Below are 10,951 nucleotides of genomic sequence, written 5' to 3'. Positions count from 1 at the left end.
TTTTTATTTATTGTGGAGTTGATTTAGCTGTAAAGAGAAAAACCGCTGTAGGTAAAATGATAGATAATATAATACAAGTTAAGTTTCTTTCAACAGATGAGGAAATAATTGATTATTGCAAGGACGCAAAACTAGTTGCAATTGATTCGCCATTATCAATGTCTAAAGGATTTAGAGAAGTTGATAAAAAAATGATAAGGAGCGGATATAAAGTTCTTCCTCCATCTTTTATGAAAAGTCTAGTAGAGAGAGCTATTAGAATATCCAAGTTATTGCCTAGTGTTATAGAAACACATCCTACATCGTCTATGAAAAACTTAGGAATAAATTGGAAGGAATATACCAAGAAAAAGGATGAAATAGACGCTGTAATTTGTGCTATTACCGCATATGCTTACGATAATAAAATGGTTTTTAAGATTTCCGACGTTGACGGGATAATTTATTTGTTACCTAAAGCTTTTCCTAAGCCAATTAAAGTGAGTGAAAATTATTATATACTTCCAAATATAGGTTGTCAATGATGAGACTAAATTTTATTACGTTTGAAAGTGAATTTTTGAAAGATAATCCCTTACAAGATCCACACATCAGACGTTTAGGAATAATAGAACCAGAAGATCCAGTTAATAAGCCAATAATAATATACCTAAGCGGATTTCTAGGTTCTTCACTTTCTATGCTAAATTATGATCCTTTATCTGAGGATATTCTAAGCAGAGTAGAGAGACTTAAGAAAGAATGTAAGATTAATGGTTCTGTTATAGTTTTGCCAGATATGTTTACAAAAGTTGGAGGAAATCAATATATTAATTCTCCAGCTGTGGGTTTTTATGAAGATTTTGTAATAAAGGAATTAATACCATATCTTAAAGAAAAATATAAGAGCGATAAAATAGGTATAATAGGCAAATCTTCTGGTGGATACGGAGCACTAGTTTTAGGAATGAAATATGACGAAATTAAAGCAATTGCTTCCCATTCTGGAGACGCATACTTTGAATATGTTTATTTGCCAATGTTTCCTAAGGTAATTCCATATCTAAGGAAATTTTCATCCCCAGAAGAATGGCTTAGTAACTTTTGGAAAAAGCAAAATAAAAAGAAAAAAGAAGATTTGAATACTCTAAACATTATAGGTATGTCTGCATTTTATTCACCTAGTTCAGAAGGTAAAATACTACTTCCTTTTGATTTAGACTCCGGAGAAATATTAGAAGATGTATGGCAAAGATGGTTAGAAAAAGATCCAGTAAGAATGGTAGAAAAGTTCGGAGAAAAATTAAGGAATAAGGGAATATATATTGACGTCGGTGTTAAGGACGAATTTAACATACAATACGGATCTAGAATACTTCATAATAAAATGAAGAAAATTGGAATAGAACATTACTATGAAGAATACGAAGACGGACATCTAAATACATCCTATAGATTAGATATTTCCATTAGTTTCATAGAAAAATATTTATCTAAGTTAAATTGATTATTCCAATCATGATTATTAGAAACTTTTTTATCTATAAAAACTAATAATAGCGTACATGGATACTTTATTAATATTCAAGATAACGCTCATTGTCATAGCCGCAGTTACTAGCGTATTTGGAGTAAGCTATATTATACTAACTAAATTCGCGCCATCAAACATAAATAGGAAAGACTTGTTTACTTTAGGCAGTATACTTGTAATTGTAGGTGTTGCATCATTTTTGGTATCATTTGTATTTTTCTAGGTGAAACAAATGTATATAGTAGGTTTTGAAAACGGGAAAACTTTTATAATAAAAGATAATGGAAAAATTGAAGAAATTAAGAATAGGGAACCGCAGATAATAATAGTTGAAAAATTAACTAAGGAAAAATTAGAATATTATAATAAAATGAGTATTAAAATACTTGAATGCAAAGATAATCAAGATTTATGCTTATCAAAAGTACTTAAAATACTCTTTGGAAGACCTAAATCATGTAAATTCACATGAAGAAGAGATCATGAATTTCCAATCGTTTGTAAATTCGAATACACAATTTACGTACTTACCTTGTAAAACTAAAGGTAACCATATTCTATCGTCTATCCACATATTTCCGAATGGCAAATTATCGTAAGATACCCACATTGGTACTGCTTCGTCACTTTCTTTTGGTGAGCCTGTAAATTCTCTTGCAGTATATACATGCATAATTTGAATGTTGCCTCCATTTTGTTTAAAGATAATTAAACCAGCCTTTTTTGGATTTGTTATTTTTACTCCAACTTCCTCTTCTGTTTCTCTTATTGCACAGTCTAAAGGTGTTTCGTCTCCCTCTACTTTTCCTCCAGGGAAAGTTATTAATCCTTCTCCTAATCCTCTTTTCTTCTTTATCATTAATAGCATGCCACTCTGGTTTATAATGCTGAGACATGTATTCAGCTCCAATCTTTTTTACCTCTTCTTATAATATTCTTGTATGATAGTAAAGACATTAGAGGTATTAAGACCCCCTGTAATTTCAATTGAAGATAATTTAATGCAGGCATTTAAGAAGATAAATGAAAGAGGAATTGGAAGAATAATAATAGCTAATGATAAAGTTGAAGGAATACTTTCTACTAGAGATTTACTTTCCGTTTATCTTAGCTTTTGCCCACAAGGTTGCAGCCAGGGCGATCTATATAAAATGAGTAATATGAAAGCATCATTATACATGACTCCGAATCCTTCAGTTGTAAGTGAAAAAGATGATGTATTGGATGCAATAACTATAATGGTGACAAGAAATTTTGGATCTTTACCAGTTGTAGATGATCTAGGCAAGCCTACTGGCATAGTAACTGAAAGAGAAATGCTATTGAGTTTTCAAGATCTTGAAGTTTTATTCCCAGTAAGTATGTTCATGAGTAAGAAAGTAAGTACAATAAGTAAAGATACTGATATAGTACAAGCGACAAGACAGATGTTACACAGAGGATTTAGAAGGCTACCAGTAGTTGATGAAGAAGGAAAAGTTATAGGAATAATAACTGCTGCAGATTGTATTAAAGCCGCATCAAAGAGCGTAGAAAAATTAGATCCTGATTACTTCTTTAATAAAAAAATTACAGATATAATGAGTACTCCACCAATAACTATAGAAGAAGATAGATCAATAAATGAAGCAGCAGCCACTCTGATAGAGAAGAATATTGGTGCTTTACTTATATTAGATGATGAGTCAAAACCTAGAGGTATAATAACTGAAAGAGATTTATTGGTAGCACTTCATTATCAGCTTCATTTACAGTTTTTAAGAAAGACCTAATTCTAGCTTAGCCACACTGGGTACTATTTGAGAGTAAACTTCTATTGATTTCTTTAGTTCATTAGAGTTCGTTATTAACTTATGGCTATAATGATTTATTATACTTTCCATTACACTTAAGGAATAATACTTAGATAGAGAAGAAATTACCTTGGCCGAGTTAATAGGATCTTCCTTTATTATTCTTATTCCTTTTTCATAAAGTTTTAGCACGTCAGTAGGATCTACTTTTGAATAGATCACACAAGAAGGTGTTCTTATTCCTAACCTCTCAAACTCGTCCTCGAGTTTTTCTCCCATTTTTACTTCTATTCCTACTATCGCCAGATTTCCTTCCTCTGCTTTCTTAACTGCAGACTTTGCATCGGTATTTATTACATCCTTATTAGTGTACTTTGCGTAAAGACGAGCATTTATGTCTGCTAATGTTCCTTCCCTAATTGTATAAATCTTAGTAGAATTTCTGTTACCTAGTATAGTATACATATCTATGTAAACTCCTGCTACTATTTTATATCCCATTAGGTTAAGTTTTGCTATATTAGTTATTGCATCTAAAATTATATCTCCTACTTCATTAGTTTCACATGAGTTTTTTAAATTAATTTGTTCTCCTCCTAATTCCTTAGCAACTAGTAGAGGAAAACTTACTGGACCCGCGAAAGGAGTTGTTATCAACATAAGATAAAAAGAGATAAAAAAGTAAAAAAAGATAACACTTTATGAAATTAAGTAAAAATGTAGAAGTTATTCCAGGCAGTCCTAACACTCTTGTATATGATGGAAGGATAATAATAGATCAAGGAGGTAAGAATGCTAATTTGCCCATTAATGCAGAAGTACAATTAGCCACTCACGGCCATATGGATCATATTGCAGGATTATTCAAGAAAGCAAAGATAAAATTCCTCCCGAAGGAAGATTATTGGAGCTTAAATATAATAGGTAGGAGAGCAATAACTTATGGATTCAGTGCAAAAAATTCTAGAATTTTTACTTACGACCTCATAAAGGATGAATTAAAGGATGAATTTAGTGATACTGAAGTAGAGAAAATTAAACTACCAGGCCATACACCTGGACACGTAGCTTACAAAATTGATAATGTATTATATTGCGGTGATGCGTTATTCGGACAAAAAGTTTTAGAATCTTTTATTTTTCCTTTTTATACAGATTTTTGGACCGCACAAGAAAGTTTAGAAAAATTACGAGATCTTATGAAATCTGTTGACTTTATCATAATTTCTCACGGACCTATATATAAAAAGGAAAAAATGATAGATATGCTGAACTTTAACGTAGAATATAACAAAAAGCTAGTAGAGGAAATTAAGGAAATGATAAGAGGTAATCCCATGACTTCAGAGGAAGTTGTAGTAAAGCTCATGTTAAAGAGAGGAAAAAACGATATAAATCCTACATCAGTATTTTTAAACGAGATAACTGCTAAATCAATTTTATCTGAAATAGCAAAAAACATACATGTAGAAGAGAAAGGAGTCACTTTTGAGACTTAGCAGGAATTCCAGGCTTTACTAACTGTTGCAAATCTAAAATCTTGTCAATATCTTTATCTTCAAATCCCATTTCTCTTAACGCCTCTCTAATTGACATTCCCTTGACCAACATTTTACCTATCTGTGAGGCTTCATCATAACCTACTATGGGAGAAATAACTGTTATCAATGATGGACTACTTTCAGCATATCTTTTCATCTTCTCTATATTAGGCTTCATTCCGTTTATTACTAATGAAGAGAATTTACGTAAAGCTTCTGATAAAAGATTCTCTTGAAGGACTATATTATAGCCAACCAATGGAACACCCATAGCTAACTCAAATTCGCCTAACATTGACGCCATTTGATTTGCATGATCTAGACCTACTACTTCTGAAGAAACTAAAAGAGTAGCTTCAACTGTTACTGGATTTGTCTTACCGGGCATTATACTGCTTCCTGCTATCTCTTCTTGAGTCGGAATATCGATTTCTCCAATCGATGTGAAGGGACCTGAAAACATCAATCTAAAATCTTGACCAATTCTATAAAGTTCTGTAGCAATATTTCTCATTATACCACTAAGTAATAAAAGATCTGTTAAAAATCTCATTGATCTAAACTTATTGGAAGTCTTGAAATTAAGGGATGTAACTTCGTTTATTTCTTGAATTACTGTTTCAGAGAATTTTGGATGAGCATTTAATCCTGTTCCTACTGCAGTACCGCCTATAGGTAATTCCTTTATATATTCAATAACATTATTTAATTGCTCTAAATCATGGTTTAATGCGTCATAATATGCAGACAACTCTTGACCTAAAGTTATAGGTAAGGCATCTCTTAAATGCGTCCTTCCAGATTTTATAACATTATCATATTCTTTGCTTTTAACATTGAGCGATGAGAGAATCTCCTTAAGCGATGGGATTAAATTTTCCACCATATTAGATACTGCAGATATTCTTATTGCTGTAGGTACTACATCATTAGAAGACTGAGACATATTAACGTGATCATTTGGATGAACCTTTTTACTTGATAATTCTGAAGCTCTTTCAGCTATAATTTCGTTAATATTCATATTTAAGCCTGTTCCAGAACCAGTCTGAAAAACATCTAGAACTACTTTATCATCATGCCTACCTTCCATAAGTTCTATTGAAGCATCTTCTATAGCTTTCGCTATGCCTTCGTCTAAAAGGTTTAATTTTGCATTTGCTCTTGCACATGCAAGTTTAACTACTCCCATTGCCCAAATTATTTTTCTTGGAAACCTGGTCCCGGTATCCATAAAAAGTTTAGGGGCTACTTCCGTATATTTCATAGTCTCTATATATGAAATAGAAATTTATAAAAATGGTGGCGGGCCCGCCGGGATTCGAACCCGGGACCTACGGGTTACTCCCTAGCGGTTAAGAGCCCGTCGCTCTACCTGGCTGAGCTACGGGCCCACAAAAATAACATTTTACGGACATTTATAAATCTATTGCATAAAATCTCAAATCTTCTTCTGTTGTTGTAAATACGAGTAGATATCCTTTATCAATTTATACTTACCTTTATTTTTATTAACTACAATCATACCCTTAATTCTGCTTCCAGGATGCATTTTGTCCAGTACTTCAGGCTCTAAACCGAGAGCTTTAGCGGCCGAAAAAACATCATCAATAGTGATCTTAATCTTCTTGGTTTTTCTTCCTTTTCGTCTGCTATCTGCTGTAAAATAAGCAAGCCATATTGCTATCTTTTTGCCTTCGTAATCCCTTAAGCTCATTTCTGAACCAGGATAGCATTTATAACTCCGTCTTGTCCGGGCCTTGAAGTTACTATGGCTTCACCCATTTCTGTCCTTATCTTTGCACCCTTTACTATTATACCTCTTCTGGCATATTCTCTATTTGATGGTACTTCCTCTACCTCTAAAATTTTAACTTTCTTATAACTACGATCAGAAGGATTATAGACATTCGCAAAAGTGACATACTTTAATTTAATTTTAGCATTGCCTCCCATAACTCTTATTTTTTCTCTTATATCTTCAGTATGAAGCTTTGTCTCTGTAGGTAATCTCCCCATTTCAAATTTCCTTTTATCTCTACGACTGCTTTTTAGTCCTCCAGTTATCTTCCTTAAATCATTACCTTGATAAACGCCCATCTCTTATCACTTTATAAGAAAAACTAATTATAGGATAAAAAGTTAAGCTCCAAAATTCCTTTTCCTTCTCTGATAAGACCTAATGGCTCTCCATAAATCTATTTTTCTAAATTCAGGCCAATACACATCACAGAAGAATAGCTCAGAATAAGCTAAATGCCATAGAAGAAAATTACTTATTCTCATCTCCCCAGAAGTTCTTATTACCAAATCTATGTCTTCTAGTTCCTTATCGTAGAAATATTTTCTAAAAGCTTCTTCATTTAACGCAATATCTTTAGTTATACCCTTTTTATATTCATCTAAAAGCTTTTCTACTGCGTCAAGTATTTCCTGCCTACCTCCATAGCATATTGCAAGGGTTAAACTTCTTTCATTAAATGAAGACGACTTTTCAACAACTCTTGATATTGATAATCTAACATCTTCAGGTAACTTATAAAGCTGACCTATTGCCCTAACCTTTACTTTATATTTGTAAATATAATCTTCAGTTAAAAGATCATCTATACCCATTTTTATGTATTTTAAAATTACGCTAAGCTCTTGTGAAGTTCTTTTATCACAATTCTCTGTAGATAACGCAAAAACAGTAACGTCTCTAACTCCAAGTTCTGCGAGCCAAATTAAAACTTCTTTAAGTTTTTTATATCCTTGAAAATACGCTTCTTTAAAACTTGAGTTGTTCTGCCTAGCCCATCTTCTATTACCGTCTGGTATTATACCTACATGCTTTGGAATGGGACCATCCTTAACCTGATTCCAAAGCCATTTTTCATAGATTATATAAACGGGCTTCAATAATCGTTGGAGCATAGACTTTCTATCGCTTTTGTATAAGTACTTATTCCTATAAATATTTCTTCCAAAGTTATTTTTTCGTATGGAGTATGCTCTAATTTAGAATCGCCAGGCCCATAAGTTGCGATATTTTCAGTAATTGTAGACAGGATATTCATATCACTAGTGCCAGCTTTCCTAACTAACGACGGTTTAACATTCTGCAAAAGTAATGCTCTGTATAAGGATTTAACTACTTTATCATTAGCGCTAACTTTCACAGGAGGAACATGTTCAGTTATTTTTATTTCACATGTAGAAAATTCTGCATTTATTTTGGATAATATTTCATCTAATTTGAAGCCATAAGGATATCTTATATCAAAATGAAGATAAACAGCGGACGGTGTAACATTAACATACTCACCCGCTTTTATTATTGTAGGCACTATAGAAGGCTTATCGTAAGTTGTAGGCAATTGAGAAATTTCCAAAATTTTCTTTGAGATTTCTAAAATCGGATTAAAATTAGCTGATGAGGAGTGTTGCGACTCATAATTGCAAATAACATCTACGTGAGTTACACCACGATATTCTACAACTATCTTTGTAGTACTGGTAGGTTCTCCTATTATTATCCCCTTAAATTTATTACCAGAGCTTACAAGTTCTCTCGCTCCACTGCTTTTATTTTCCTCGTCTGAAAGACCGGCAAACTGAACTTTATATCCATTCTCGTTTAGTATCCAGGTAGCAAGTAACATAGAAATTAATGAACCTTTAGCATCTACTACACCTCTACCATATATAGTTCCTCCTTCCTCTTTAGGTTCAATAAACCCTGGAACAGTATCAACATGAGAAGCTAATAAAAAATCGCCCTTTCCTAAAAGGAAAGAGTTTGTACTGGTGATTTTTAAATCTAAATTTAGTTCTTTTGAAGCTCTCTCAAAAAAACCTACTGCAAGACTTTCTTTGCCAGAAGGAGTATAAATACTGGCTAATTCAAGAAGATACCGTTTTGCCTTCTGTAATAGCAACTCCTTGTCTAGTTTCATTGACAGCCAACTCCATATCTTCTTGTGTTATCATATATGGAGATAAGAATCTTATTGTAGATACTCCTGCTTTTAGAGATAAAACTCCACTATCCTGGAGATGTTTTATCGCTTTGCCTGGATTAAGTCTTAAATCTACTCCTATCATTAGTCCAAGTCCTCTAATTTCTCTAACGGATTTAAAGTCAGTTAGAGCATCATTAAGCATTTTCATGAATATTTCTCCCTTAACTCTTGCCTGCTCTGGAACATTATCAGTCAATAATGCCTTAACAGCTCCAGTAACTGCAGCTGCAGCAAATGGGTTTCCACCATAGGTTGTACCATGATCTCCCTCACCAAGTTTTTCGGCTATCCAATCTGGCATAAATACTGCGCTAACTGGAAATCCTCCTCCAATCGCTTTTCCTGCGGTCATTATATCAGGCTTTATGTCAAAATGCTGATAAGCCCAAACTTTTCCAGTTCTTCCAAAACCAGTCTGAACTTCATCTACAATTAGTAAAATCCCCTTCTCTTGCGTAACTTCTCTTAAGGCTTTCATAAAATCTTCCTTACCAGGTATAACTCCGCCCTCTCCTTGAACTGGCTCTACTATAACTGCGGCAGTAGATTCGTCTATTTTCTTTAAATCATCTACATTATTATACTCAAGAAATTCTACTGGCTCTAATAAAGGTTCGAAAGGTTCTCTATACCTTTTATTCCACGTGACTGATAAAGAACCGGAAGTTCTACCATGAAATGAATTCTTAAATGCTATCAATTTTCTTTTTCCTGTTATCTTTCTCGCAGTTTTTAATGCTAATTCTACTGCTTCGCTGCCGGAATTTAATAAAAATACGTTATCTAAATCGTCTGGTTTCACTTTTTCCATTTCTTTTAGCATTTCTTCCCTAATTGGAGTATCAAATGCAGTAGTGAGTGTTATTATTTCTGACATTTGTTTTTGTAAATATTCTAGGACTATCTTATTCCTATGACCTAAAAAAGCTACTCCATGACCTGCATGCAAATCTAAATATCTTCTACCTTTATCATCCCAAACGTATTGGTTTTCTCCTTTTACTATCTTCAAACCTCTTGTGCCATAAAATTCTACAAGTTTCATTTTCTTGTCCACTCCTCTATTTTCTTAATTAAATATTCCGACAAGTTAAATTGGTTTACTCTTACCGTATTTTTATATTCGGGAACTCCATTAACTTCATCTACTAAGTACCCTCTTTCCTTGTCTTCGAATACATCTATCCCAAGGAAGAAACCTCCAATTACTTCTTTTACCTTTAAAGCGAGATCTTTCAATTCATCATCTATCTTTAACGGTTCGGCTACTGCTCCCAGCGCAGTATTTGTTCTCCAGTTTTTAGTATTTACTCTATATATACCTACTGGAGCCTCATCTCCTATCACAAAAATTCTTATATCCCTATCTGGCTTTCTTACAAATTCTTGGATATAATAAACATTCCTAAATCCTAATGATGTATAATCTTGATACTCAAGAAAACTCCTTAATGTATCTTCATCTAACGCCTTTGCAACCATTCTACCCCAACTACCTTCAATTGGCTTTACAACAGTAGGATATCCTAGTTTGCTTGCAATTTGTAAGGCTTTCTCTTTAGAGAAAGCTACAGCTGTCTTAGGAACCTTTATGTTATGTCTAGATAATATTGCAGTGGTCATTAATTTGTTTTCACAATTTATTAGCGTCCTGCTATCATTTATTATATTATAACCTAAAGTCTCAAAGATTAACGACGTTGATACTGCTCTTTGATGCGATGTGTTTCTTTGCAGAATTACATCTAGATTTTGAAATTGATTATCCTCAGAAAATAAATGATAAAAATCTTTGGTATAGATTGGTATTACCTTATGACCTAATTTTGTAGATTCTTGAATTAAATTTCTCTCTTCCCATCTAAGTAGATCATAAGTGACTCCAAGTATCACTCTCCCCAATCCTCTCCTACTTGCTCTGCTAATCTCAGTGCTAGTTTACCGTTTTCTTTATATACCTCTAATTGTGCACCGCAGTCATGTTCTATTATTTCTCCTGGTAGTGCATCGTCCTCTACGTTGACTTGACCCCCACAAACTGGGCATTTAAGTGTTACCATGTTTGGTCGAAATAATTATAACAAGTTTAGTGTTCAAAAG

General features: G+C 33.2%; 16 protein-coding genes and 1 tRNA gene. 6 read left to right on the top strand and 11 right to left on the bottom strand.

What is annotated here, in order from left to right; all coding sequences use genetic code 11:
• Positions 1-56 precede the first annotated feature (56 nt).
• From HS5_RS11435 to HS5_RS11420, 4 genes are read left to right on the top strand one after another with little or no spacing between them, the layout of a single operon-like run.
• Positions 57-524 (top strand): hypothetical protein, encoded by a 468-nt coding sequence (locus tag HS5_RS11435; protein WP_236751502.1) that lies wholly within the window; start codon positions 57-59, stop codon positions 522-524.
• Positions 524-1,486: an alpha/beta hydrolase-fold protein gene (locus HS5_RS11430; RefSeq protein ID WP_236753561.1), complete on the top strand. Its 963-nt coding sequence runs from the start codon at positions 524-526 to the stop codon at positions 1,484-1,486. Before HS5_RS11435 ends, HS5_RS11430 begins: the two co-directional genes overlap by 1 nt.
• A 58-nt stretch (positions 1,487-1,544) precedes the next feature.
• Positions 1,545-1,736 carry a hypothetical protein gene (locus tag HS5_RS11425; protein WP_236751501.1) on the top strand — a complete coding sequence of 64 codons (192 nt, stop codon included), beginning with the start codon at positions 1,545-1,547 and terminating at the stop codon, positions 1,734-1,736.
• A gap of 9 nt (positions 1,737-1,745) precedes the next feature.
• The gene (locus HS5_RS11420) at positions 1,746-1,985 is read left to right on the top strand and encodes a hypothetical protein (RefSeq protein WP_236751500.1); all 240 of its coding nucleotides are present in this window, start codon (positions 1,746-1,748) and stop codon (positions 1,983-1,985) included.
• On the opposite strand, the gene HS5_RS11415 is transcribed toward HS5_RS11420, so the two are convergent.
• The gene (locus HS5_RS11415) at positions 1,968-2,423 is read right to left on the bottom strand and encodes an 8-oxo-dGTP diphosphatase (protein ID WP_256445546.1); all 456 of its coding nucleotides are present in this window, start codon (positions 2,421-2,423) and stop codon (positions 1,968-1,970) included. The genes HS5_RS11420 and HS5_RS11415 overlap by 18 nt on opposite strands.
• 31 nt (positions 2,424-2,454) lie before the next feature.
• Here HS5_RS11415 and HS5_RS11410 point away from each other — a divergent pair, with 31 nt between their 5' ends.
• Positions 2,455-3,285 carry a CBS domain-containing protein gene (locus HS5_RS11410; protein WP_236751498.1) on the top strand — a complete coding sequence of 277 codons (831 nt, stop codon included), beginning with the start codon at positions 2,455-2,457 and terminating at the stop codon, positions 3,283-3,285.
• Here the strand turns inward: HS5_RS11410 and HS5_RS11405 are convergent.
• Positions 3,271-3,966, bottom strand: a complete 696-nt coding sequence (locus tag HS5_RS11405; RefSeq protein ID WP_236751497.1) for a DUF3834 domain-containing protein — start codon at positions 3,964-3,966, stop codon at positions 3,271-3,273. The genes HS5_RS11410 and HS5_RS11405 overlap by 15 nt on opposite strands.
• 41 nt (positions 3,967-4,007) lie before the next feature.
• On the opposite strand from HS5_RS11405, the gene HS5_RS11400 reads away from it, so the two are divergent.
• Complete coding sequence (locus HS5_RS11400) at positions 4,008-4,805, top strand: MBL fold metallo-hydrolase (protein WP_236751496.1); 798 nt, start codon at positions 4,008-4,010, stop codon at positions 4,803-4,805.
• On the opposite strand, the gene HS5_RS11395 is transcribed toward HS5_RS11400, so the two are convergent.
• From HS5_RS11395 to HS5_RS11355, 9 genes are all read right to left on the bottom strand, one after another.
• Positions 4,789-6,114, bottom strand: a complete 1,326-nt coding sequence (locus HS5_RS11395; RefSeq protein ID WP_236751495.1) for a lyase family protein — start codon at positions 6,112-6,114, stop codon at positions 4,789-4,791. The genes HS5_RS11400 and HS5_RS11395 overlap by 17 nt on opposite strands.
• 36 nt (positions 6,115-6,150) lie before the next feature.
• A tRNA-Lys gene (locus HS5_RS11390) sits at positions 6,151-6,241 on the bottom strand.
• A gap of 47 nt (positions 6,242-6,288) precedes the next feature.
• Complete coding sequence (locus HS5_RS11385; RefSeq protein WP_236751494.1) at positions 6,289-6,564, bottom strand: hypothetical protein; 276 nt, start codon at positions 6,562-6,564, stop codon at positions 6,289-6,291.
• Positions 6,561-6,947 carry a 30S ribosomal protein S8e gene (locus HS5_RS11380; RefSeq protein ID WP_236751493.1) on the bottom strand — a complete coding sequence of 129 codons (387 nt, stop codon included), beginning with the start codon at positions 6,945-6,947 and terminating at the stop codon, positions 6,561-6,563. The genes HS5_RS11385 and HS5_RS11380 overlap by 4 nt, the downstream gene beginning before the upstream one ends.
• A 42-nt stretch (positions 6,948-6,989) precedes the next feature.
• On the bottom strand, positions 6,990-7,763 hold the full coding sequence (gene uppS, locus HS5_RS11375) for a polyprenyl diphosphate synthase (protein ID WP_236751492.1): 774 nt from the start codon (positions 7,761-7,763) through the stop codon (positions 6,990-6,992).
• Positions 7,745-8,785: an N-acetyl-lysine deacetylase gene (locus HS5_RS11370; RefSeq protein ID WP_236751491.1), complete on the bottom strand. Its 1,041-nt coding sequence runs from the start codon at positions 8,783-8,785 to the stop codon at positions 7,745-7,747. Before HS5_RS11370 ends, uppS begins: the two co-directional genes overlap by 19 nt.
• On the bottom strand, positions 8,733-9,896 hold the full coding sequence (gene lysJ / locus HS5_RS11365) for a [LysW]-aminoadipate semialdehyde/glutamate semialdehyde transaminase (RefSeq protein ID WP_236751490.1): 1,164 nt from the start codon (positions 9,894-9,896) through the stop codon (positions 8,733-8,735). The genes HS5_RS11370 and lysJ overlap by 53 nt, the downstream gene beginning before the upstream one ends.
• Positions 9,893-10,744, bottom strand: a complete 852-nt coding sequence (lysX, locus tag HS5_RS11360) for a lysine biosynthesis protein LysX (protein ID WP_236751489.1) — start codon at positions 10,742-10,744, stop codon at positions 9,893-9,895. The genes lysJ and lysX overlap by 4 nt, the downstream gene beginning before the upstream one ends.
• Positions 10,741-10,911: an alpha-aminoadipate/glutamate carrier protein LysW gene (locus HS5_RS11355; protein ID WP_048054575.1), complete on the bottom strand. Its 171-nt coding sequence runs from the start codon at positions 10,909-10,911 to the stop codon at positions 10,741-10,743. Before HS5_RS11355 ends, lysX begins: the two co-directional genes overlap by 4 nt.
• Positions 10,912-10,951 lie beyond the last annotated feature (40 nt).

This window comes from Acidianus sp. HS-5, assembly GCF_021655615.1.
Lineage (GTDB): Archaea > Thermoproteota > Thermoprotei_A > Sulfolobales > Sulfolobaceae > Acidianus.
The sequence above is the reverse complement of the archived record's forward strand: the minus strand, read 5'-3'. Positions and strand labels throughout refer to the sequence as shown.

Excerpts from the sequence above, each read along its gene's own strand:
- HS5_RS11420 (WP_236751500.1), top strand. The coding sequence starts at position 1,746 with ATGTATATAGTAGGTTTTGAAAACGGGAAAACTTTTATAATAAAAGAT.
- uppS (WP_236751492.1), bottom strand. The coding sequence starts at position 7,763 with ATGCTCCAACGATTATTGAAGCCCGTTTATATAATCTATGAAAAATGG.
- HS5_RS11410 (WP_236751498.1), top strand. The coding sequence starts at position 2,455 with ATGATAGTAAAGACATTAGAGGTATTAAGACCCCCTGTAATTTCAATT.
- HS5_RS11425 (WP_236751501.1), top strand. The coding sequence starts at position 1,545 with ATGGATACTTTATTAATATTCAAGATAACGCTCATTGTCATAGCCGCA.
- HS5_RS11400 (WP_236751496.1), top strand. The coding sequence starts at position 4,008 with ATGAAATTAAGTAAAAATGTAGAAGTTATTCCAGGCAGTCCTAACACT.
- HS5_RS11370 (WP_236751491.1), bottom strand. The coding sequence starts at position 8,785 with ATGAAACTAGACAAGGAGTTGCTATTACAGAAGGCAAAACGGTATCTT.
- HS5_RS11355 (WP_048054575.1), bottom strand. The coding sequence starts at position 10,911 with ATGGTAACACTTAAATGCCCAGTTTGTGGGGGTCAAGTCAACGTAGAG.
- HS5_RS11430 (WP_236753561.1), top strand. The coding sequence starts at position 524 with ATGAGACTAAATTTTATTACGTTTGAAAGTGAATTTTTGAAAGATAAT.
- HS5_RS11380 (WP_236751493.1), bottom strand. The coding sequence starts at position 6,947 with ATGGGCGTTTATCAAGGTAATGATTTAAGGAAGATAACTGGAGGACTA.
- HS5_RS11395 (WP_236751495.1), bottom strand. The coding sequence starts at position 6,114 with ATGAAATATACGGAAGTAGCCCCTAAACTTTTTATGGATACCGGGACC.
- HS5_RS11405 (WP_236751497.1), bottom strand. The coding sequence starts at position 3,966 with ATGTTGATAACAACTCCTTTCGCGGGTCCAGTAAGTTTTCCTCTACTA.
- lysJ (WP_236751490.1), bottom strand. The coding sequence starts at position 9,896 with ATGAAACTTGTAGAATTTTATGGCACAAGAGGTTTGAAGATAGTAAAA.
- HS5_RS11385 (WP_236751494.1), bottom strand. The coding sequence starts at position 6,564 with ATGAGCTTAAGGGATTACGAAGGCAAAAAGATAGCAATATGGCTTGCT.
- HS5_RS11435 (WP_236751502.1), top strand. The coding sequence starts at position 57 with ATGATAGATAATATAATACAAGTTAAGTTTCTTTCAACAGATGAGGAA.